This window comes from Vibrio pomeroyi (assembly GCA_041879425.1).
GTDB lineage: Bacteria > Pseudomonadota > Gammaproteobacteria > Enterobacterales > Vibrionaceae > Vibrio > Vibrio pomeroyi_A.
This window is the reverse complement of the sequence record CP090855.1, coordinates 1,689,449-1,711,238: the sequence shown is the minus strand read 5'-3', so window position 1 is coordinate 1,711,238 and position 21,790 is coordinate 1,689,449. Positions and strand designations below refer to the sequence as shown.

Sequence of the window (21,790 nt, the reverse complement as noted above, 5' to 3'; positions counted from 1 at the left end):
TCTCCGATATCACTGATAAAAAAGCCGAGCGATCTGTTTGATCTTCGGCTTTATGTCACTCAAGCGGATATTACCAAAGCCCAGTACCGCCCCACTCCAATCTCGATCATCACTTGAGCCATATTCATAGAAATCGAACGGTCGTATAATGATGTTCTCAAGTTCAGCTCTTCGACTCCATTCCTGTTCTGATATTCCGTTCGACCACTTCACAGTCACATGTAACCCTGCAGCTTGACTGATCACTTCAAGATCACCATGAAACCCACTTTGAATCGCTTCTATCATCGCTTCGTACTTGAGTTTGTATGAGCGACGCATCTTTCTGATATGTCTCAGCAAGTCGCCTTCATGAACAAAGTCAGCCAATGCTTCTTGTGTATGTGCGGCGGTATCTCCTGTGAGTGCATCTTTAATCTCGAGACATCTCGCCACCAAATGTTCAGGCACAACCAAGTAACCTAATCGCAGGCCGTTAAACATGACTTTACTCAGTGAACCGACATAGATAATCCTGTCATCAAACCCAAGTTTACCCGCCAAGCCCTGCATACTGGTGTAAGGGCGATGTGCAAACTGAAACTCACTGTCGTAGTCATCTTCAATAATCCAAGACTGATTTTTGTTGGCCCAGTCAATCAGTTTAAGGCGTTGTTCGGTGTTAAGTGTTGTACCCATTGGGTATTGATTGCTTGGCGTGACATACAAAGCTTTGGCGTTGCTGGAGAGCACTTTTTCAATATCAAGGCCGACCTTTTCACGAACACGCACACCATCAAGTTCGAGCTTCAACAGGTCAATAATTTTATGCACCTGTCGATAGCCCGGCTCTTCAACAAGGATTTGGTCGCCCATCGCTAACGTCGCCATTAAACCTATCGAAATAGCTTGCTGAGCACCGGCGGTGATAATAATTCGATCAGCATGACAACGAACCGAACGGCTACTTGCGAGGTAACCGCTGAGTGCTTCCCTCAAGACCAAACTGCCTTGAACGTCTTGGTTGCCCGCGATGTTCTGCCGCGTAGCATGACGTTGCAACAGTCTCTGCCATTTGGCAAACGGGAATGCATCCAGATCAGGGACACCCGGCGCAAAACTGCGGTTGATATCATTAGGTGTCACTCTCGCACCACTTGATGCATCAGGCTTTGTACTCAAGTCATGTGAATTCTGAATATAGCTCGATTGAGACAAACTAAGAAAATGCTCCGGCTGTTCAACTGACACGTAAAAACCTGAGCCTTGTCTGCTCTCGATGTAGCCTTCCGTGACTAACTGTTCATACGCATAGATCACCGTATTTCGGCTTACCGACAGTTCTACGGCCAACTTACGTGTTGAGGGTAACTTACTGCCTTTGCTCCATAAATCTTGAACGATCTTCTCTCGGATCGCATGAAACAAGGCGGTTTGGCGCGTGTCGTGTTGCTCATCTAACTGTAGGTCACCGACATCAATAGGCTGCATAACTGGATCCAAATAGTGTTTAAAAGTGGCTCTATTTAATAGACCAGTTAATCGCTACATTAATCAAAAGGCAATGATTAAGGAGCGATTATGTTATCTAACACGAAAAGAACCACGATTAAAAAAGGGGCTCACAAAGCCGTATTTGAACAAGAGAAGCTGCATCAGATTATTGATGAAAGCTTAATCGCACACATTGCATTGCAAGGCGAACACGGTCCGATGGTTATCCCTATGCTTGCTTGGCGAGTGGATGACATGGTCTATATTCATGGCGCCAAAAACAGTCGCTTGCTAAAGAGCTTAAAGAAAGGAGAACCAACCTGTTTAACGTTCACTCTGTTCGATGGTTGGGTGTTGGCTCGTTCTGCATTCCATCACAGTGCGCACTATCGTTCTGCAGTGGTACTCGGCTCTTTTTCAGTCATTGATGACAACCAAGAAAAGGATCGCTTGTTGAACATCTTCATTGAGCAGATAGCACCGGGAAGAACCGATGAGGTTAGGCTGAGTAACGAAAAAGAGCTCACCGCCACCGAGTTACTGGCGATTCCACTAACCGAAGCATCGGTAAAAATTGGTAAGCATGGTGTGAATGATGACAAAGCTGATATGGACGTTCCCGTTTGGGCCGGCGTATTACCTTACCGAACCGTTGTTGGGCCACTAGAAACAGTACCAGAACACGAAGGAATCATTGAAAAGCCAGATTATCAACAAGCCTATGGTGAACGTTGGTATCAGAATTAACACACGAAGATGGTCAACCAAGAATAGTTGTATACAATCTGGCGTATCAAAAATTTAACATAATGAAATTCTGTCACCAGATGATGAACACGAATAAGGACATTCTTCCACTTCAAGGCTTGCTCAATGGTATTGGGCAAGTCTATTTCACACCATCTGTCGTAACATCCCTTCTGTTATTGTTAGCTATCTCTATTGAATCCATTCCACTGGCTTGTCTTACTTTACTTGGTGCCAGTTGCAGTTACACATTAGCTCGCTTTATCCATAACAGCATTAACACCAACAGCAAAACAGCTCATGATCTTAATAGTGGTATGTATGCCTTAAATGGTGCACTGATCGGGTTGTTCATTGGTAACTTCTTTGGAGTCACACCAATGCTGGCTGTTGTGACGGCCTTCAGTGCCCTACTGATAGTTCCAATCGCTAAGATAGTGTTTAGCTTTAAAAAGTACCGCGGTTACACCAGTGCCTTTGTTATCACCTCTTGGGGAATTTATGTTGTCCGATCAACCTTCGAGCTTTCTGCATTTTCAACATCCAGCATTGCGTTAATGCCACTCATTGATATCGGCACAGATGCAGGAACCGACTTACCAACGTTTGTGGTGACCATGCTAAAAGGGATCAGCCAAGTCAGCTTTATCAATAATGAATTGTCCGGATTGGTTATCTTGGTCGCAATCGCACTGAATAGCATAAAGCACGCTGTTTGGATGCTGCTTGCGGTGTTGATCAGTACCCTATTTAGCTCTCTGATTGGTGCTGACAAAGAACTGATCAAGCAAGGTCTTTATAGTTACAACGCGATTCTTGCAACCTTGGCTCTAGTGCTTTACCCAAGAATAGCTTGGCCATTCGTCATCTTAGGTATTCTGTTGAGTTGCCTTATTACTCTAGGCTTTCACACCTTGGCACTGCTGCCATTAACAGCACCTTTCATTCTAAGCACTTGGGCTGCGGTTTACTTATCAGGCTTATTACAAAAGCGAAGCTTGGCCTATTAACATAACCTATAGATCCGTCCAAAATCGTTCAACATATTGCTTAGGCGTTAAGCCACGGTGCTTTTTAAACATTCGATTAAAGCTTGCCACATTGGTGTAGCCTAAACGTTTCGCGACCTCTTCGACCGGGAGTTTATAGCTCAACAGTTCCACGGCGACATTGCTCAGTGCATAACCCATGATGGTGGAAAAGTTGACGCCCAACTTATGCAAACGGCGTTGAAACTGCTGCTCAGAAAGCCCTAATAAACTGGATACTTTATGTAACGTAGGAAGGCCAAAATGACGACTGTAGTTGATCATCTCATAAGTCACTTTATGTTCATCACCTGCATCTGGCATGTTGAGGTAATTGTCTAAATCGTGGAAGTTCATCGCCAAGCTCATTTTACCTGCCGCCGGAGACTGATTAATGGATAACCTCAGTTTACTTGGAATCCAAACCTCTGTGCGTGGTTGTCCCCACTGGATATTGCACCCAAAGTACTCGTGATAAAGCTCAGTATTCTCACGATAGCCTGCAATGGATACCGCTGCTGGCTTGAAGTCGGGCCCTAGATAACGCCTTAGGATCTTCATCATAAAGATCGCTATACGCACTGAGTCATGTACTTTACCAACTTCAGAATACTCAGGGTTGTCATAACACCATTTAATAAGTGTCCCAACTTGCGCGCCATACAAGAAAGCCCCCGACTGTAAACAGTGCAACCCAATATTGACTCGACGAATCGCAGAAGCAAGGTCATGACCAGAGAAAAACCAGTTAGCCAGTGGCCCTAACTTTTCAATATCCACTCTATCAGCCAGCTTCAAAATGATGTCAGGGTCGCGGGTTTTCTGTTCGAGTAAGCCATACCATTGGTCCACTTCATTCACTGGAATCAGGTTCATCGCGTTAGCAAATACTGACTTTGGAATACCCAAAGAGTCCATATCTAAGTCACGATTGGCCGCCGCATACTGATATACACCTAAAATTCCTAGTGCTCTTAGGAAGTTACAATTGTTCATTTGCTACTAAGCCTCGAAATCCAAATTACAGATCAAATCATATAGAGCTAATTATTAAAGTAATTAGTAAATTTGCAACCTATAAATCTGATATCAATCACACTCGGCGCTCAATTTAACCTAGGGTTTATCAATGAGTTTACTTAGTGTCCCATTTGTCGGAACAGGCGCAGATACTGCACTACACGTAGTAGCTGGTGTAGTGTTGGTCGCAACTATCGCGGCAGCATGTTACGGGTTCTGGCGTGTGCATGAATTACCAATCAATAAAGCTCACAGTAAAGATCATCACCAGCTCGGTTTGATTACCGCATTAACATGGATTGGTTTTGTATGGCATTGGGTATGGGTACTCGCGGTAATCTTGGCATTTGTTGATATGGAAAAAGCCATCATCAACCTAAGAGACACATGGAAATCTCCGGCAGCACCGAAGGAACAGGCTACGACCGACAAGCAAGATGAGGAGAGCCAAGCATGTTAGAAGGCTTAGCCATTTGGGCACTGTTCATTTATTTACTTAGACTGGTTGGTATGCCTTGGAATAAAGGCACCAAAGCGTTTGCGTACCTAGGTGGTACATCTTGGTTATTGTTTGTATGGGTCGGCCTACTCAACTTTACGCCGATGGATTTATCGGGTGGTTCGGTTGTTCAGTCTCCGCACATTCAATTGCGTCCAGACTCCACCAATGTGTCGGGCAAAACAACGAAAGTCCATATCCATCCAAACCAGGATGTGACAGAAGGGCAACTGATCTATGAGATTGACGACACCAAATATGTGATTGCAAGAGACAAAGCAAGTGTTCAACTTGAGTCAGCTGAGGTCGCTTTAGACACGGCTCGCCAAGAAGTCAGCATTGCTAAAGTCAGCTACCGTTCGGCGCTAGAAGACATCAAAGCTTCAATTGCACAGATAGAGTCAGCAAAAACAGACTTAGTACTGCAATCGAAAACGCTTGATCGTTACCAGAAGCAAAACAGTGTCGTACAACACACGATTACTGAAACTGACATCGACCAACAAACGGCAAAGGTAGATCTGGCGACTCACAATGTGACTACGTTGGAATCTCAACTGAGCAAGAAAGAAGTCGATGCAGAAAACGCGAAGCTCGACATTCACAAAGCCGAAACCAACGTTAGTAAAAAGCAAACAGAGGTGGATTCAGCGAAAGCAACATTGGCTCAAGCACAATGGGACCTGAACAGCACTAAAGTCACAGCTCCGACGGATGGCTTTGTGACTAACTTTATTCTTCGTGAAGGTCAGCGTGTTTCAATGATGCCTCGTATTCAAATGTACACCGAAGAGAAGTACGTGTTGATGCGAGTTAACCACCAAGCGATTCGTAACATCAAAGTTGGTCAACCTGCAGAGTTTGCGACGGCGGTTTACCCTGGCAAGATATTCTCGGCAACCGTAGAAGGTATTGTTGAGGCAACGGGTGAAGCACAGGCGAGCTTGCTCGGTATCGATGAACAGGTGCGTGTCACCACAGGTCGAAACCTTCAGAATAAGCACCACTTTGTGCGTTTAAAGATCGATGAAGCAGAAGGCTACGATATTCCTGTTGGTTCTGTCGGTTTAGCATGGGTGAGTGGTGAGAAGCCAATTAGCTTCATGGCGTTCCTAGATGTAATACGTGGGATCATCATTCGAATGAAGTCTCAGCTGTACTTCTTCTACTCTATCTAACACGCCTGATAGGCAAAACAAGGCAAAGCCCGTGTGATCTCAGATCGCACGGGCTTTTTTTGCTCGGTTGCTTAGTTACTTAGTTACTTAGTTACTTAAAATTCCATGTTTTTAGGCGTAGGAGAGTCCATAGAAGGTAAAGAACTCAGGAACGTGCTGTGTTCATCTCATCGCGACACTAGATCACCACCACCTAGATCACCCTACACTAGCATTAAATTGCAAATCGCAATTGCATAATGCGACAGGGTAATTCTAAAACGCGAATAAAACGCCCAAATACGCACCGAATTGCTATTAAACAGCCTATATTCGTGGTTTTTAAAGTTGGCACGCTACCTGCAATGTATATATCGACCCTTCTTAAGCCGAGGGTCACCTAGCCAACTGACGTTGTTAGTGAACCTTATTCTTGTTCACAAAATATATAAGCCAATTGCGGTTATTGCGATTGGCTATTTTTTTGCCTGTCGTTTGGCTAACCAGTCCCCTCTCGATACAGACACCCATTCAATCGCATAATAATCAACATTCATAGCCAACTATCGATAGCAGATATTCAACACGCTATAGAAAACGTTTTCTATTTATTTTCATGAAATAAATGAAGAAAATAACCTTATGTTTTACAAAAGATTTAAGGTGATAATTGATTCTCAAGTGCCTTTATTGACAAAATTAGCATTGACTATGTGATTTATATCACCATAATGCGCACGTTTGCCTGCAATACGGCGACCGTTAATTTTAATTTTGATCATTTGCGGAGGTAAAAAATGGCTGCTGATAATAACTACAGTCTAGGGCCGGTTCCTACATCGGCTAGGAAAGGAGTCGCTTCACTCACCATGGTAATGCTTGGACTCACTTTCTTCTCTGCAAGTATGTGGACAGGTGGTTCACTCGGGACAGGCCTCTCATTCAACGATTTCTTCCTCGCCGTTCTCATCGGTAACCTAATTCTTGGTATTTACACTTCTTTTCTTGGCTACATCGGCTCATCTACTGGCCTCTCTACTCACCTCCTAGCGCGTTTCTCTTTCGGTACAAAAGGCTCATGGCTTCCTTCTGCTCTACTTGGTGGTACACAAGTCGGTTGGTTTGGCGTAGGTGTAGCAATGTTCGCAATTCCGGTACAGAAAGCGACGGGCATTGATACCAACACTTTGATTATTGTGTCAGGCCTTTTGATGACAGGTACGGTGTACTTCGGCATTAAAGCGCTAATGGTACTTTCAGCGGTTGCCGTTCCTGCTATCGCGATTCTAGGTGGTTACTCAGTACTGACAGCAGTAGACAGTGTCGGTGGTTTAGAACAGTTACAACTTATCAAGCCAGAAACGCCAATGGACTTCTCTGTTGCTTTAGCGATGGTTGTGGGTTCATTTGTTAGTGCGGGTACGCTAACGGCCGATTTTGTTCGCTTTGGTAAAAAGCCAGCGAGCGCAGTATTAATCACAATGGTGGCATTCTTCATCGGTAACTCACTGATGTTTATCTTCGGCGCAGCCGGTGCAGCAGCGACAGGCCAATCAGACATTTCAGATGTGATGATTGCACAAGGGCTGCTACTTCCAGCGATTATCGTGCTTGGCTTGAACATCTGGACAACCAATGAAAACGCACTTTATGCATCTGGCCTTGGTTTATCTAACATCACTGGTCGCTCAAGTACTACAATGTCTATCATTAACGGCATCATCGGTACGATTTTCGCGCTTTGGTTGTACAACAACTTCGTAGGTTGGTTAACCTTCCTATCGTTGGCGATTCCACCAATCGGTGGCGTAATCATCGCTGACTTCTTCGCGAACCGTAAACGTTACAAAGATTTTGCAAATGCAGAGTTCCAAACCGTTAATTGGGCTGGCATTATCGCGGTAGCAACAGGCGTAGCCGCTGGTCACTTCCTTCCTGGCGTTGTTCCTTTGAACGCCGTGTTAGGTGGTGCAATCAGTTACCTCGTGCTTAATCCTCTATTGAACAAAAAAGCTCTGAAATCTCAGGCCGCTTAAGGACACACTATGACAACCTTATTAATCAAGAACGCGAAACTTCAAGACCAAGAGGGCTTGAAACAGATTCTGATCGAAAATGGTCAATTTTCTCGCATTCTCGATAATGACGCACAAATCAATCATCAAGGTGACATCCTTGATGCTGAAGGTGGCATTGCAGTTACACCGTTCTGTGAACCGCACATCCACCTAGATACCACTCAAACCGCTGGTGAGCCTAACTGGAACATCTCTGGCACTTTGTTTGAAGGTATTGAGCGTTGGGCGGAGCGCAAAGAACTGCTATCAATTGAAGACGTGAAATCGCGTGCGAAGCAAACACTGAAATGGCAGATCGCTAACGGTGTTCAACACGTGCGTACTCACGTTGACGTATCTGACCCAACATTAGTTGCATTAAGAGCGATGGTTGAAGTTCGTGAAGAGATGAAAGAGTGGGTCGACATTCAGATCGTTGCATTCCCTCAGGAAGGCATTCTTTCATACCCTAACGGCAAAGAGTTGCTTGAAGAAGCAGTGAAGATCGGCGCTGACGTTATTGGTGCAATCCCTCACTTCGAATTCACTCGTGAATACGGTGTTGAATCTCTGCATTACGTGTTCGAGCTTGCGCGCAAGTACGACTGTCTGATCGACGTTCACTGTGACGAAATCGACGACGAACAATCTCGTTTTGTTGAAACACTGGCAGCCCTTGCTCATAAATTTGAGATGGGTGAAAAGGTAACAGCAAGCCACACGACGGCAATGGGTTCTTACAACGGTGCTTACGCATCTCGCTTGTTCCGCCTATTGAAAATGTCTGGTATCAACTTCGTGGCAAACCCGTTAGTGAACATTCACTTACAAGGCCGTTTCGACGATTACCCGAAACGCCGTGGTGTGACTCGAGTGAAAGAGATGCTAGCAGCAAACATCAACGTTTGTTTTGGCCACGATGACGTGTTTGACCCATGGTACCCACTGGGTACAGCAAACATGCTTCAAGTTCTGCACATGGGACTGCACGTAACACAGGTTATGGGCTACGACCAAATCAACAACTCGCTTGATTTGATAAGTAAAAACTCGGCTCGCACATTGAACATCCAAGACAACTTCGGTATCGAAGAAGGTAAGCCAGGTAGCCTACTGATTCTTCCTGCTGACAATGGCTTTGATGCAGTGCGTCGCCAAGTACCAGTGCAGTATTCAGTGCGCCACGGTAAGGTGATTGCAGAGACTCAGCCAGCTAAAACAAAAATTAACTTAGCTCAAACAGAAGATATCAACTTCAAGCGTTAATATCGTCTATACTAATGAAGAAAAGGAAGCTGAGATGCTTCCTTTTGTTGTGTTGGCGGAGCGACAAAACTATCACTAATTCAGTGTATTTTTTGTACATTCGCACGGTATGACAAAAAAAGCACAGATTTCGCAATCAATGTGTGTACATCTCAAAAGACTGTGTTAACATGCTCTCGCTCTGTTAGCCGGAGTTATTTAAGTTAGATGAATAGTAAAAAATTGACATGTAAAATCGTTACCCGTTTTTGTAAGTAGTTTTTCCTTATTTCTTAGCAATATTAAATAATTCAATTATCAGCGCATTGCAGTAATGCAATCAACAATTTAGAAAATTTATGAATAAGGGACAAATTATGTCTAACACAAATACTGGCACTGTAAAATGGTTTAACGAAGAGAAAGGTTTCGGCTTCATTTCTCAAGACAACGGCGGCGCTGACGTATTCGTACACTTCCGTGCTATCGTTTCTGAAGGCTTCAAAACTCTGAAAGAAGGCCAAAAGGTTTCTTTCGAAGTTGAAAACGGTCAAAAAGGCCTACAAGCAGCAAACGTTGTTGCTCAATAATTAGCTTTTAGCTAAAAAGAATTTTAAAGCGCTGATTTTTATCGGCGCTTTTTTATATCTACTCATAAATCCCCCCCTATTCCTTTCTTTCGTTACACGCTTCATTCTCTACCCCTCTTGCGAATCAAATTGTATCGTTCAAAGGTCCAGATCCAATTGTTCATACAGGTTCTAAGCTAAGAACATCACCCCAAGCTTCAATGCACCACAACCCAGAAATTTAGTTGAGCTTTTCATCTAAAACCTCACCTATGTTCCAAAATGAATAACCAAAAATATGGTTAAAGAACAATCCATTAGATGTAAGTTATGAATACGCAATCGGTATTCATAATAAAAATGAGTGTTTTATCCAACCCTCATCCATTAATTATATAATTTTTAAAGCAAAGACCTTCGAAATCCGCTAACCTTGTCCACAAGTGGCTTTAGTTAGTTTGGTACCTGCAGTAAAAATAATGAAGAAAGACGAATTTCAGAAATCCACCGCAAATCTAAAAAAAGCGGTGCCTCTTATGATGAAGAACAGGGTGTCTACCACACCGGCAAATTACGCACTTTGGTACACCTATGTCGACAATGCTATCCCACAGCTAACTCAAGACATGGATGGTATTTTAGAACACTACGGTATCTGCCCTCCTGCCGTTGGTGAACAGCTTTACAACAATTACGTTGCCAGCAAATCCGAAACCAATATCAATGACCTTCGCGCGAATTTAGAACTGTTAGTTTCTGAAGTGTCGAACTCGATGAACGACACACTTACCGATACCTCTGCTTTCTCTGACATGATCGACAAAAGCTTCGAGGACTTGGCTCGTGTTGATAACGAAAGCTTATCTATCGATGAAGTGATGACTCTGGTTCGTCAGCTGGTTTCTGAATCTCGTCATATTCGTCACTCTACTCAGTTTTTAAACTCGCAGCTGAACTCGGCTACGTCAGAAATCACTAAGCTGAAAAGCCAACTTGTCGAAGTTCAGAAAGACGCGCTTTTTGATAGCACAACCACACTGTATAACCGTCGTTCTTTCGACCGTGATATAGAAACCTTATGTGAAGCGCAACAATCTCTGTGTTTGATTCTTCTCGATATCGACCACTTTAAAAATTTCAACGACACTTACGGTCACTTGTTTGGCGATATGGTTCTGAAAGGAATAGCTCGCAAACTTAAACTAAGTTGTCGTGAAGGTATTTCTGCTTATCGCTTCGGCGGCGAAGAGTTCGCACTCATTGTGCCAAACAAATCTGTGCGTATTGCTCGTCAACTCGCTGACACCAACCGCCGCTCTCTAGAAAAGCTGTCAATCAAAGATCGTCGCAGCGGTCAGCAAGTTGGTAATATCACCGCATCGTTTGGGGTGGCCGAACTTGAACCGGGTGAATCAGCACAGTCGCTGATCGAACGCGCTGATAAGCTACTTTATGAAGCGAAATCACTGGGTCGTAACCGAGTCATGCCTTTGTAAGACACCATCAGTGCTCTTTTCGACATATTAGTCGGCTCGTATTGAAACTAGAAAGCCCCAAAGACATCATCTTTGGGGCTTTTTCTTTAGCTGTATAAACTGGTTTGTTACTTAGGAATCACCGTTAAATCTGGAAGCAGTAATTCAGGCAGTAATCTTCACCACTCTTGGCTCTGAACTCTTTATCTTCACTGCACGCTTTTGGTTTTCCTTTCTCGTCACCTTTTACCAGGCTGATCCAGTGACGCATTGCTGCGATAGTCTCTTGATGTAATGTAGAGCTCGTTGTTTCTGTTGGAGATTGACCGAAGGTCGTGCACGACTCTAACTGAATGTCATCAATCTCTACGAGCTCAATGCAACCCGTCCCTTTGTGACAACCAAACATCACTTCTAGGTGACTTCCACTGCCATCGCGGAACAAGATTGAGTCTGGGTCACTCTTCTCACCCATGTAAGCCACAAACTGCTTAGGGTGCTTCAGGCCGCTGTGTTGACCATCTTTAAAGTAAGCCATGATATGGCGGTAATCGACTACGTAGCTCGTTACGTCTTGGTGTGAGCCATGTTCCAGTGGGAACAGGCGGTCAAGCAATTGCTTTGCTTTCACTTGCTTTTCAGTTTGCTGGTTTGCGCTGATTGTCTCCACGGCAAAGACAGCTTCAGCGATAAATGGCTTTGATTGTTTTTGGATTTCTGTTTTATCGAATGTAAGCATATTCATAGTCTTTCCCTCTTGACCAGTCCGGTGAAAGCCACCGATTTGTAACGCAAAAATGTGTCCTAGAGCAATTATTCCAAACTAACGTTTAATTTATTTGTCATTTTGTGAATTGCTTAGTTTGTAGATTAGCGGTTTTTTACATACAATTTCACAACAAAAATTTTACAATGTGAATTTTACAAATATGGCCTTGTCAAAAAGTTTAGTTCGTCAGTCACATTTCCTAGGTACGAAAATACGTAACCTTAGGAAGCGTAACCATTTAACGATGGAAGACCTGTCTGCGCGTTGTATTAGAATCAACCCAGAATACGCGCCTTCCGTTTCTTACCTTTCAATGATTGAACGTGGAAAGCGGGTGCCAAGCATCGACATGCTGGAAGTGATCGCGCAGGTCTTTCAGAAGAACCCTACGTGGTTTCTCGACGACGAATCAGAACAACAAGCCATAGCTCCAGATAAAGGGAATCGCGGCGGGATAAGCGGTATGGCGCTCGAGCCTAGCTTTCTTTTCTCCAACGACATCCTGCAAATTGCCATACCCGAGATGTTGTCACAAACTGGTATCTCTGGTCGCCAGTTTGCACATCTATTGATTCGAGCACACCAAGAGAGCAATCAGAACCACTTCCCTGACCTTGAGCGTGCTGCAGAGGAAGTTGGCCTAAAACGCCTCAACCTCAGCGTAGAAGACCTCATAGACATCGCGAGAACGCTTGGAATCAATATCCGCTGGGTAACACGCACACCGCAAGATGTGGTCGATGAGCTAGGCATCAACGCCAAGCAGTTAGTGACCTCGTTCTTTGAACCCCCAGGTACGATTTTCTTAAACGAGATTCTTAAAGAGTACCCAACTCGTCTGAAATACGATCTGTCGGTTTATATCGGCCATTGCATTTTGCATAGCAAAGAAGGATTAAAGAGTGTGTTGTCTGTTGGCAATAACAACACATGGGACGACAACCAAGTGTCAGGCTCTTCCCAACTCAACTCTCAAGACATTCTTCAAGCATGGCGTGATTTTGAATCTAGCTTCTTTGCTGGCGCGCTGTTATGCCCGAAAGTCCCATTCCGACAACTTCTTGATCGTACTGGTTACGAAATCGACGTTCACAAAAGAGCAGGGGTTTCCCCCTCTGTTGCGATGCGTCGAATGACGGTAGTATCGCCCTACCCTCACTGGCACTACTTTGATGCTTATGGACCGGGGAAACTCAAGGCGGTATACCGCGGGAACGGGATTCCACTTCCTTGGGGGAATATGAGAACGGTCGCTGACCCATGTCAACATTGGGCCGTGTTCCGTCGATTATCTGAACCTAGAGCGGGTAGCTCTGCTCAAATCTCCATTTTGAATGTGGGTGATGAGCCAAGAATCTACTGCTGTGAATCCATCAATATGACGGATCCAGCGGGTAACAATCGCGTTTTGTGTGCTGGTATAGATCTCAACCCTGCGATTGATGCTCAAGGCGGTAATTCGAGAGAAATAGCAGAGCAGCTTAAAGCGTCATGCGTCAACAATGGCGGCTCTGTAGCAATACCGCGTAACATCAAGAAAGATCTCACGACAATAGCCAAGATTCTAAATATAAATTGGATTGAACGTGGGATAGAGACAGAGGCGAGGCTTATCTGCTCCAGAGGCGGAGAATGCCCACGCCAACCAAGCTGTTACTCAAAGTGTGGTGAGTGTTAAAGCAATTGAGGTGCGAGCATGATAAGCAATTATTGTGTTCTACTTATTTTGTCTGGTTAGCTTTGATTTGGCCTGATTGGCTTTAATAGAGCAACGACCATTAGTAAAAAGCAATAAAACAAATAGAACCTAAAATTCAGGCAAAAAAAACCAATCACAAAAGGGTGATTGGTCATATATTTTGTGTGAACAATAAAGGTTCACTAACAACGTCAGTTGGCTAGGTGACCCTCGGCTTAAGAAGGGTCACCATTACTAATGCAGCATACGTGCCAACTTTTAAAACACGTATTTACTACGCATCTGGACACGTATTAGCCGTAAATTCTTGTTTGTTTTGCAAACTGGAATTGCAAATTGCAAAAACCCACAAAAACGCTAGTGATTATGTTGTTATTAAAAAATCATTAAAGATTCGTTACTCTTCCTCTAAAGTCCAATTTATCAATAGATTCAACAGTTTTACCCTCACCTACCACACTCTCAAATTGCAAAATAACAGGCATAAAAAAACGCGAACATTGAGATTCAATATTCGCGTTTATTCGATTTCTATGACAGAAAGAACTTAGTCAACGAGACGCCTTTTTATAAAGCGACTCTCGTTCGTTGCTCTTTCAATATCTCAGAAAAGATTACTTCTGAGGAGCTGGCTTAGAGCGGCTTCGAGACGGTTTGTTTGTCGAAGGCTTATTCGATGACTTGCTTGGGCCATAGCTGCCACCGTAACCTGACTTCTTAGGTTTGCCTGCTGGTTTACCCGCGTTGTTTGGCTTGCTTGTATTGTTTGACTGACCTGAGCTTTTTGGCTTGCCAGAACCGTTTGCTTTACCCGCACCGCTTGGCTTGCTTAAAGTGTTTTGGTTACCTGCTTTGTTCGCAGAAGGCTTATTGCCTGCACTACCGCGCTTGAAGTTGCTGCCGTTGTTTCTTACAGACTTGTCTTCGCCCGCTGCTGCGTTATTTTCAGCAGGTTTCTTACCAGATGTTGGCTTACGCTTTGGCGCAGAACCTGTACCCGGTACGTGACGCTTGTTCTTGCCTGCTGGCTTGTGACCACGAGCGTTGTCACCAGAACGTTGACCGTCTGCATGTTCACGTGGTTGTTTCGCTTTCTTCGGCTTCTTAGGCTTGATTGGACGTGTATCCAAACGAGACTCTGGCAGCTTGTTTACTGGCGAGAAGCCTTCAAGTTCACGACGCTCTAGCACTTGTTGAATCAGGCGCTCAATACCGAACAGTTCACCCACTTCATCAGCACAAACTAATGAGATAGCTTTACCCACTTCACCAGCACGGCCTGTACGACCAATACGGTGTACATAGTCTTCTGATACATGAGGAAGGTCGAAGTTAACCACTTGAGGCAGTTGTGGGATATCGATACCACGTGCTGCGATGTCTGTCGCTACAAGCACTCGAACCTTACCCGTTTTGAAGTTCTCTAAGGCTTTGGTACGCGCGCCCTGGCTCTTGTTACCGTGAATAGGCGCAGCAGTGATGTCTTGCTCTTCAAGGAAACGAGCAAGCTTGTTAGCACCGTGTTTTGTTTTGCTGAATACCAGTACTTGTCGCCAATCATTGTCTTTGATTAGCTTCGCTAGCATTGCGCTCTTTTTCTTTTTATCTACTGGGTAGATGCTTTGCTCAACGGTTTTCGCCGTAGAGTTTGCAGGGCTTACCGAGATCTCAACTGGGTTATTCACCAGGCCTTTTGCCAAGCTACGGATATCATCAGAGAAAGTCGCAGAGAACAGTAGGTTCTGACGTTTCTTAGGTAAGAAAGCCAAGATCTTACGGATGTCACGGATGAAACCCATGTCTAGCATACGGTCCGCTTCGTCTAGCACTAGGATCTCTAGTTGATCGAAACGCACTGCATTTTGGTTGTATAGGTCAAGTAGACGACCCGGTGTTGCCACCAGCACATCACTACCTTTACGCAATTTTTGCATCTGAGGGTTAATTTTCACGCCACCAAACACAACGGTAGAAGTCAAAGGTAAGTTAATACCGTACTTAACTACGCTGCCATTCACTTGCGCAGCAAGTTCACGAGTTGGAGTTAACACAAGCGCACGAACTTGATTCTGACGTACGCGAGTGCCTTTTGATAAGATTTCAAGAATAGGTAGCGTGAAGCCTGCAGTTTTACCTGTACCTGTTTGAGCAGCGGCCATAACATCTTTGCCCGTTAGGACAGCTGGTACGGCTTTCTCTTGGATTGGTGATGGCTTATCGTAACCTTGTGCTTCAATAGCTTTAAGGATCGGTTCAGAAAGGCCAAGGGAGGTAAAACTCATAGATTATTTTCTCAGTTGAATAACATTTAGTATGAGCAACACCGTAAAAATGGCGTTGCTACAGCTTTTGCTGATCAGATGATTGATATGGAGCAAAGCGCGGTATTCTGAGGCTTTTCCCCACATTCAGCAACTAAATTCTAATCGCAACTAAGATTCTGTTGAGGTTATCTGGCGCTTCTGCTCGTACATTTTTTCATCAGCGGCTTTTAAAAGGCCATCCACATCATTGAAGCTGTCGTTATAAACAACCCAACCAACACTGATTCTGAGATAAATTGAGTGCGTTTCATAAACCACAGGTGTTTCGCAGATCGCACCTTGCAATTTATTAGTAATCGATGCCACATGTTCTTCATCGATAATGCGCGGTAACAGAACGAGGAATTCATCCCCGCCCATCCTCGCGACAATATCTGAGGTACGCAGCTTGCTCTTAATTCGTTTAGCACACTCAATCAAGACTTTATCACCTGCGGCGTGACCATAGGTATCATTGATAGCTTTAAAGGAATCTAGGTCGATGTTAACCACCGCAAAGGTTTTGGTTTTCTGTTTTTGTACCGTTTTGAACGCTTGCTTGAGGCTATACATGAAATAACGGCGATTAGGTAGCATCGTCAGTTCATCATGCATTGAACGGCTATCCGCAATGCGATAGAGCCTGTAAATCATGATGTAAGCAACCGCTAGAATCAGCATTAGGGTGTAACCCACCAGCCTCACCCCATGAACACGGTACCAAGGCACATCCATCAATACATGTTCGTTACCGGAGAGAGCAAGGTACCAACCACCGTATGGGAAACTCACCTGTTCAGTGGCGAACGCATTATCGAACACATCCTGAGTGCCATAAAAGACAGCGCCATCTTTACCTGAACTGTTTGCACCACGAATAGCGAGTTCATATTTATTCTCGATCTTGCCGATACCAACATCCTCAAACAGCTCGTCTAAGCCGATAACAGCGCTCGATACGCCCCAATAGTTCTGATTAAAGGGTGGATCTCTAAAAATAGGCGTGCGTGTAATTAAGGCTTGCCCACCTTGAAACAGCTCAAAAGGACCCGCAATAAAGGTGTTACCAAGATTACGGGCTATCTCAACCGACTCCCATTGGTTTGGGTGATCACGATAATTAATACCGAGAACCTGCTCATTACCTTCCAGCGGGTAAACAAAGTTTAGAATGTCGTCTTTGGCGAGTCCGATAAGTCGAATATGGAAGCCATCTTCAATGATATTCTCAGCAATCTTATCCCAATTTTTCACCTCACCATCGGGGTTGATGGTCACTAAGGTCGAGAAATTATTGAGGATATACATATCTGACACGATCGCGGCTTCAATCCGAGAACGAATAATCGAGAGCTGCTTTTTTGCCTCAGAATAGGATTCATTTTTAAGATAGGTTAATTCCTTGGCGTGAAAAAACTCGATAGCACTCACTACCACTAGGAAAAACAACAAAGATAATAATTTGGCAGGCAATTGCTTGCTAGAACCACTTGGCATTCACGAACCTCTAACACTTTTGTTCTGTTTACTGCCTTAAATCGGCTCATTTCTGGCTAATTCTTTCAGTATGCCGACAAGCAGTTAAAAATCCACACTTTGCGTTGGGTCTCATTTCATTATTGAGCGATTCATCACTTCACTGTGAGTTAACTACACTGATTAATAAATCAAAAAACCTTAATGAACCTTTTAAAGCTTACATTGTATTGACCCAAATATTACATTAAAGGATTCATCAGTGTTATTTTATACTTACAATTAATCAGCTTGGCACCTTACAAACATGAAGCTAAAAACTCTCACTCTGTGCACTTTGTTATCAGCCTCCGTAGCAGCAGCGTTTCAAGTACAAGCGACTTCTGACGAGCAACAGACTGTTAACGTACAAGAGCGTGTTAACATACAAGAGAACAAACAAGCAACAAGCGTACCAAATGTTCAATCACAAGCTGATTCTCTCTACTCTCAAGAACAATCTTTCAAACAATCCGCCGATTTGATTCGCACGACCTACGAAAGCCAACTCTTCACCCTGCCAGCATTCAAAGAGGGTCACTATGGTTTGCGTATGTATCGACAAACATTAGACGACAAATATTCTGCCGCGGTGTGGAGTGATATGGCGCGCGTATCAAGCAAGCTCAGCCGCCTGTCGAATGATGTTCACACCATGGAACAAATCGTACTGTACTCAGAGAAACGCGTGGCTTCTTATGTCGGCGACGATGATGAACGCAGTGTTCGACGCTACAACATCACCAAACACATGCCTGAGTATCTGTACCTAGGTGTCGACCTTCTAGGTTCTATGGCGCGTGCGAACGAATACGGCTTGGAACACAAGAACGATGCCAAACTGCGTGAAATCATTCGTCGCTATGATTTCTCTCGCTACGTAACCAATGAAGACATGGTGAAAGCGTGGGCGGCTCAACTTGCAAACCAAGTATACTGGCTACGTCAGCTGGGTGAGCAAGATGTAGTTGATGAGTTCGTTGATACCTTCAAAAAAGCGTACCCAGACGACAAAGACAAGAAGCTATCAAGTCAGCAATACGGTAATAAAATCTATGGCATGACACATGTGATCTTTGGTGATTCGGAATACTACCAACACCAAGTGAGCGAACAAGAACACCAATGGATCTACGATTACTTTAGAGAGAACATCGATACTATTCTGCTACGTGCAAAAGAAGATGTGATTGCAGAGGTTGGGTTAACCTTCCTACTTGCAGGACTAGAAGATGACCCGGTTGTAGAGAAAACTCGACTCGCTATCCAAGCGTCCATCGACAAGAAACATGGGATGATCCCGTCTATCACGGGTGACTTTGATCTTGAGTACGGCGAACACCGCAACGTATTGGCAATCATGCTGCTTGATTGGCAACAAGTGAACGAAGCGCCAACTTTCAAGGGCAATCCAAAAGTATTTAAGACGATTCCTTACGGGCTCATTGAAAACCAACCATTGAGTAAATAGAAACTCCAAGGTTTATCTACAGAATCTAAAAAGCCGCACACCTTTCGAGGCCTGCGGCTTTTTAATGTCTGTTCCATTACTACTACATCAAACCAGAATAGCCGCTCCTCAAGCTTCAGAGGCGGCTTTATTCATCACTATCGTGAAATCCCCTTCTGTGTAACCTTCTATTAAGGAGACATCATCACACAGCGTTTTACAGAAACGATAAACGCCTTGAGGGTGATAACTCATCAAGGTATTGCGCGAAGGATATTGGCTTGAATTGAGCAGATTAAAAATCACTGTCTGATTCGCTAGCCCAAACATACGAGTAATCATGTTAGTCAGATAGTCGGAATCACGAGAGGTATAGTTCAGAGAGCCACTGGCAATAACCACATCGTGCGTTTGTAGGTTCATCTTACTCATGTCACCCGCAATAAACTTGCAGTGAGCTTCGGTGTAGTTTTGCTTGGCCTTCTTAAGAAAATCGGCGTGTTGGTCAACACCTGTGTACGATTCAATGCGGTAGATACTATCGAGCAGCTCGAATAACTCTCCATAACCACACCCCAAATCCAAAACACTCTTTTTTTCAAAGTCGGCCGAGCGTGCGATGACTTCGAAGCGACACAATTGACTCTCTTCGTTAGTCCAACCTAAAGACTTTGCCTTGTCACCCTGCCAACGATTAGTTTGCTTTCGGTGATACCAATACACCTTAAAACGATCACGCCAATGCATTATGAGAAATCTACCCACACTTCACGACCACCCGCCAACTCTTGGTTGTGATATTTCCATTGATATTGTGCGAGCAGTTTTTCGGTTAACTCTAGCCCAAGACCAAAGCCGAGATTATTGTCTTCTACCGTGCCGTCGGTGTTGTGGTTAACAATGGTCACTTTTGAACCGACTTGTACCATGTTTACAGTACCGCTTCCTGTGTGTTGAAAGGCATTACGAATCAAGTTAGTTAATACGATTCGGGTGAGCCCTACTGGCAACTGGCACTGTGTGTCATCGCTTTCAATATTCACGACCACAGCCTTTCCATTCAATAGATAGATTAAGTCATGGTTTATCTGTTGTAGCATGTCGCCAAGACGTATGTTTTCCAGAGGTAAATCTTTGTCTTGTTGTCGAGTTAGCCACAACAAGGTCTCGGTCAGGTCTGTCATTGTGAAACCCGCACGCTTAATTCGGTCTATCACTTCAAGCTGCTTTTCTGGGCTCTTGCCTTTTTGAATCAGCTTCTCTAACAGTTCACTGTTAGTTCTTGTTACAGCGATAGGGGTGCGTAACTCGTGACTCGCATAGCCTAAGAACTTCTGCTCTCGTTCTAAGCTGCTTTGAACCGAACTTAAGCTATCACGAATGATGTTAGCCAAGGTGTTCAGCTCACTGAAATGAAAATCGGGAGTGGGTTCACTCAGGTTATCTTTATCTAACGACTTAGCCCAATTCTTTAGCTGTTCAACAGGCGATGCCACCTTACGTAATACCAGAATCAGAATAACAACGAACAGCGCAATCGCGCCTAATGCGGTCAAAAAGATCGTCACAAAGTGCGGAAGCCCATCATCATTCATATAGGGATCAGACTTTTGAGTAAATACGGCAGAAACATATCGAATCTCATCACCTTTCATCACCTTCATGGCAAAATAACCTTCTTCCGGAGGTGAGAATATGGATTTACCAATGATCATTTTTGTGATGAGGTTGAATTGGAGTTCGTTCTGCTTAAGATTGTTCTGGATGCTTTGTGGAAGATCGCTCCATTGCGTTGCTACAGTAAATTCTTGATTGTTCATCGGTTTGCCCGGTTTCACCGCGTCTTGCTGAGCTTGAGCAATCATAGAACCACGCATCGCGATATCCATACCCGAGACAAAGTATTTTACGCTCAATGCAGACAGAACCAGAATCGTCGTGACACCTGTAACCAGAATCGCCAATAAAACGTAGATCCTTAAACTTGGTCTGATCTTCATTCTTGTCGTAACTCCTTAATCGCAAAGCCTTTGCCCGCAATGGTATGCAGCAGCTTATTGTCTTGTTCAGCATCGACTTGTTTACGCAGGTTGAAGATATGTACTTTTAAGCTATTGCTGTCGGGTTGATCGTCACCCCACACGCCCTGCATGATCGTCTCTCGTGAAACAGGGTTGGGGCTAGAACGCATCAACACTTCTAAGATTTTGAGTGCGGTTGGCGAAAGCTTGAGAGGTGAATTCGCGCGATAAGCTTGATGTTGTTTAATGTCGATCTCCAAATCACTCACCGATAAGCGGCTCACCTGACCGCTGCGTCGCTTTGCCAATACTTGCGCTCGAACAATCAGCTCTTCCATCGCAAATGGTTTGATCAAGTAATCATCCGCACCTTTTGAAAAACCCGTCAACTTGTCATCGAGCGTGTCACGCGCCGTCAGCATCAATACGGGAGTATCGATACCTTGTGCTCGCAAGTTTTCACACACCTGCAAGCCATTCATTTTAGGCAAGTTAAGATCGAGAATCACCGCATCATAGCGATTAGTTTCGATAAGGTTGAGTCCAGCTAAACCATTCGCTGCGTGATCACACTGAATGTCTTCTAAATCGAGGTAATCGATAACAGCCCTCGCCAAATCGAGGTCGTCTTCAACCAATAGCAATTGAAGCTTATCTGTGAGTTTATTAGTGACGGGTTCTGCCATCATGACGACCTCTATTGTTAGTTGTATTGTGGCTTGTTATGCAGTGAACTTTAATGTCTTGTTTAGTAACGAACCTA

The 21,790-nt window shown here is 44.2% G+C and carries 18 protein-coding genes; 10 read left to right on the top strand and 8 right to left on the bottom strand.

Translation table 11 applies throughout. From position 1 onward, the window contains the following. Positions 1–9 precede the first annotated feature (9 nt). The gene (locus L0992_23495) at positions 10–1,470 is read right to left on the bottom strand and encodes a PLP-dependent aminotransferase family protein (GenBank protein XGB69344.1); all 1,461 of its coding nucleotides are present in this window, start codon (positions 1,468–1,470) and stop codon (positions 10–12) included. A gap of 90 nt (positions 1,471–1,560) precedes the next feature. Between L0992_23495 and L0992_23490 the strand changes: the two genes are divergently transcribed. Further along, positions 1,561–2,220 (top strand): pyridoxamine 5'-phosphate oxidase family protein, encoded by a 660-nt coding sequence (locus L0992_23490; protein XGB69343.1) that lies wholly within the window; start codon positions 1,561–1,563, stop codon positions 2,218–2,220. Between the two features lie 80 nt (positions 2,221–2,300). Continuing rightward, positions 2,301–3,230, top strand: a complete 930-nt coding sequence (locus L0992_23485) for an urea transporter (protein XGB69342.1) — start codon at positions 2,301–2,303, stop codon at positions 3,228–3,230. 6 nt (positions 3,231–3,236) lie between these two features. On the opposite strand, the gene L0992_23480 is transcribed toward L0992_23485, so the two are convergent. Beyond that, positions 3,237–4,244: an AraC family transcriptional regulator gene (locus L0992_23480; protein XGB69341.1), complete on the bottom strand. Its 1,008-nt coding sequence runs from the start codon at positions 4,242–4,244 to the stop codon at positions 3,237–3,239. A 133-nt stretch (positions 4,245–4,377) separates the two neighbouring features. On the opposite strand from L0992_23480, the gene L0992_23475 reads away from it, so the two are divergent. From L0992_23475 to L0992_23450, 6 genes are all read left to right on the top strand, one after another. After that, positions 4,378–4,728, top strand: a complete 351-nt coding sequence (locus tag L0992_23475) for an MFS transporter (GenBank protein XGB69340.1) — start codon at positions 4,378–4,380, stop codon at positions 4,726–4,728. Beyond that, a complete protein-coding gene (locus L0992_23470) occupies positions 4,722–5,945 on the top strand; it encodes a biotin/lipoyl-binding protein (GenBank protein XGB69339.1) in 1,224 nt (407 codons plus the stop codon). Before L0992_23475 ends, L0992_23470 begins: the two co-directional genes overlap by 7 nt. A gap of 776 nt (positions 5,946–6,721) precedes the next feature. Then, the gene (codB, locus tag L0992_23465) at positions 6,722–7,960 is read left to right on the top strand and encodes a cytosine permease (GenBank protein ID XGB69338.1); all 1,239 of its coding nucleotides are present in this window, start codon (positions 6,722–6,724) and stop codon (positions 7,958–7,960) included. A gap of 9 nt (positions 7,961–7,969) precedes the next feature. Continuing rightward, complete coding sequence (locus tag L0992_23460; GenBank protein XGB69337.1) at positions 7,970–9,247, top strand: cytosine deaminase; 1,278 nt, start codon at positions 7,970–7,972, stop codon at positions 9,245–9,247. Between the two features lie 356 nt (positions 9,248–9,603). Further along, on the top strand, positions 9,604–9,816 hold the full coding sequence (locus L0992_23455; protein ID XGB69336.1) for a cold-shock protein: 213 nt from the start codon (positions 9,604–9,606) through the stop codon (positions 9,814–9,816). A 458-nt stretch (positions 9,817–10,274) separates the two neighbouring features. Further along, positions 10,275–11,291 carry a GGDEF domain-containing protein gene (locus L0992_23450; protein ID XGB69335.1) on the top strand — a complete coding sequence of 339 codons (1,017 nt, stop codon included), beginning with the start codon at positions 10,275–10,277 and terminating at the stop codon, positions 11,289–11,291. Between the two features lie 124 nt (positions 11,292–11,415). Here L0992_23450 and L0992_23445 read toward each other — a convergent pair whose 3' ends face one another. Next, positions 11,416–12,015: a hypothetical protein gene (locus L0992_23445; protein XGB69334.1), complete on the bottom strand. Its 600-nt coding sequence runs from the start codon at positions 12,013–12,015 to the stop codon at positions 11,416–11,418. Positions 12,016–12,283: 268 nt separating this feature from the next. Between L0992_23445 and L0992_23440 the strand changes: the two genes are divergently transcribed. Next, positions 12,284–13,717 carry a DUF3612 domain-containing protein gene (locus tag L0992_23440; protein XGB70419.1) on the top strand — a complete coding sequence of 478 codons (1,434 nt, stop codon included), beginning with the start codon at positions 12,284–12,286 and terminating at the stop codon, positions 13,715–13,717. A 635-nt stretch (positions 13,718–14,352) separates the two neighbouring features. Here L0992_23440 and L0992_23435 read toward each other — a convergent pair. Both L0992_23435 and L0992_23430 read right to left on the bottom strand, forming a co-directional pair. Beyond that, positions 14,353–16,020 (bottom strand): DEAD/DEAH box helicase, encoded by a 1,668-nt coding sequence (locus L0992_23435; protein XGB69333.1) that lies wholly within the window; start codon positions 16,018–16,020, stop codon positions 14,353–14,355. 150 nt (positions 16,021–16,170) lie between these two features. After that, positions 16,171–17,538 (bottom strand): sensor domain-containing diguanylate cyclase, encoded by a 1,368-nt coding sequence (locus L0992_23430; GenBank protein ID XGB69332.1) that lies wholly within the window; start codon positions 17,536–17,538, stop codon positions 16,171–16,173. Between the two features lie 286 nt (positions 17,539–17,824). Between L0992_23430 and L0992_23425 the strand changes: the two genes are divergently transcribed. Further along, positions 17,825–19,027 (top strand): DUF3541 domain-containing protein, encoded by a 1,203-nt coding sequence (locus L0992_23425; protein ID XGB69331.1) that lies wholly within the window; start codon positions 17,825–17,827, stop codon positions 19,025–19,027. Between the two features lie 108 nt (positions 19,028–19,135). On the opposite strand, the gene L0992_23420 is transcribed toward L0992_23425, so the two are convergent. From L0992_23420 to L0992_23410, 3 genes are read right to left on the bottom strand one after another with little or no spacing between them, the layout of a single operon-like run. After that, positions 19,136–19,753 (bottom strand): class I SAM-dependent methyltransferase, encoded by a 618-nt coding sequence (locus L0992_23420; GenBank protein ID XGB69330.1) that lies wholly within the window; start codon positions 19,751–19,753, stop codon positions 19,136–19,138. Then, positions 19,753–21,006 (bottom strand): HAMP domain-containing histidine kinase, encoded by a 1,254-nt coding sequence (locus tag L0992_23415; GenBank protein XGB69329.1) that lies wholly within the window; start codon positions 21,004–21,006, stop codon positions 19,753–19,755. Before L0992_23415 ends, L0992_23420 begins: the two co-directional genes overlap by 1 nt. After that, positions 21,003–21,713 (bottom strand): response regulator transcription factor, encoded by a 711-nt coding sequence (locus tag L0992_23410; protein XGB70418.1) that lies wholly within the window; start codon positions 21,711–21,713, stop codon positions 21,003–21,005. The genes L0992_23415 and L0992_23410 overlap by 4 nt, the downstream gene beginning before the upstream one ends. Positions 21,714–21,790: the final 77 nt, after the last annotated feature.

Coding starts and splice junctions, on each gene's coding strand:
- L0992_23415 (XGB69329.1), bottom strand. CDS start 21,006: ATGAAGATCAGACCAAGTTTAAGGATCTACGTTTTATTGGCGATTCTG.
- L0992_23445 (XGB69334.1), bottom strand. CDS start 12,015: ATGAATATGCTTACATTCGATAAAACAGAAATCCAAAAACAATCAAAG.
- L0992_23430 (XGB69332.1), bottom strand. CDS start 17,538: ATGCCAAGTGGTTCTAGCAAGCAATTGCCTGCCAAATTATTATCTTTG.
- L0992_23460 (XGB69337.1), top strand. CDS start 7,970: ATGACAACCTTATTAATCAAGAACGCGAAACTTCAAGACCAAGAGGGC.
- L0992_23435 (XGB69333.1), bottom strand. CDS start 16,020: ATGAGTTTTACCTCCCTTGGCCTTTCTGAACCGATCCTTAAAGCTATT.
- L0992_23490 (XGB69343.1), top strand. CDS start 1,561: ATGTTATCTAACACGAAAAGAACCACGATTAAAAAAGGGGCTCACAAA.
- L0992_23495 (XGB69344.1), bottom strand. CDS start 1,470: ATGCAGCCTATTGATGTCGGTGACCTACAGTTAGATGAGCAACACGAC.
- L0992_23475 (XGB69340.1), top strand. CDS start 4,378: ATGAGTTTACTTAGTGTCCCATTTGTCGGAACAGGCGCAGATACTGCA.
- L0992_23470 (XGB69339.1), top strand. CDS start 4,722: ATGTTAGAAGGCTTAGCCATTTGGGCACTGTTCATTTATTTACTTAGA.
- L0992_23480 (XGB69341.1), bottom strand. CDS start 4,244: ATGAACAATTGTAACTTCCTAAGAGCACTAGGAATTTTAGGTGTATAT.
- L0992_23425 (XGB69331.1), top strand. CDS start 17,825: ATGAAGCTAAAAACTCTCACTCTGTGCACTTTGTTATCAGCCTCCGTA.
- L0992_23450 (XGB69335.1), top strand. CDS start 10,275: ATGAAGAAAGACGAATTTCAGAAATCCACCGCAAATCTAAAAAAAGCG.
- L0992_23485 (XGB69342.1), top strand. CDS start 2,301: ATGATGAACACGAATAAGGACATTCTTCCACTTCAAGGCTTGCTCAAT.
- L0992_23440 (XGB70419.1), top strand. CDS start 12,284: ATGGAAGACCTGTCTGCGCGTTGTATTAGAATCAACCCAGAATACGCG.
- L0992_23410 (XGB70418.1), bottom strand. CDS start 21,713: ATGGCAGAACCCGTCACTAATAAACTCACAGATAAGCTTCAATTGCTA.
- L0992_23420 (XGB69330.1), bottom strand. CDS start 19,753: ATGCATTGGCGTGATCGTTTTAAGGTGTATTGGTATCACCGAAAGCAA.
- codB (XGB69338.1), top strand. CDS start 6,722: ATGGCTGCTGATAATAACTACAGTCTAGGGCCGGTTCCTACATCGGCT.
- L0992_23455 (XGB69336.1), top strand. CDS start 9,604: ATGTCTAACACAAATACTGGCACTGTAAAATGGTTTAACGAAGAGAAA.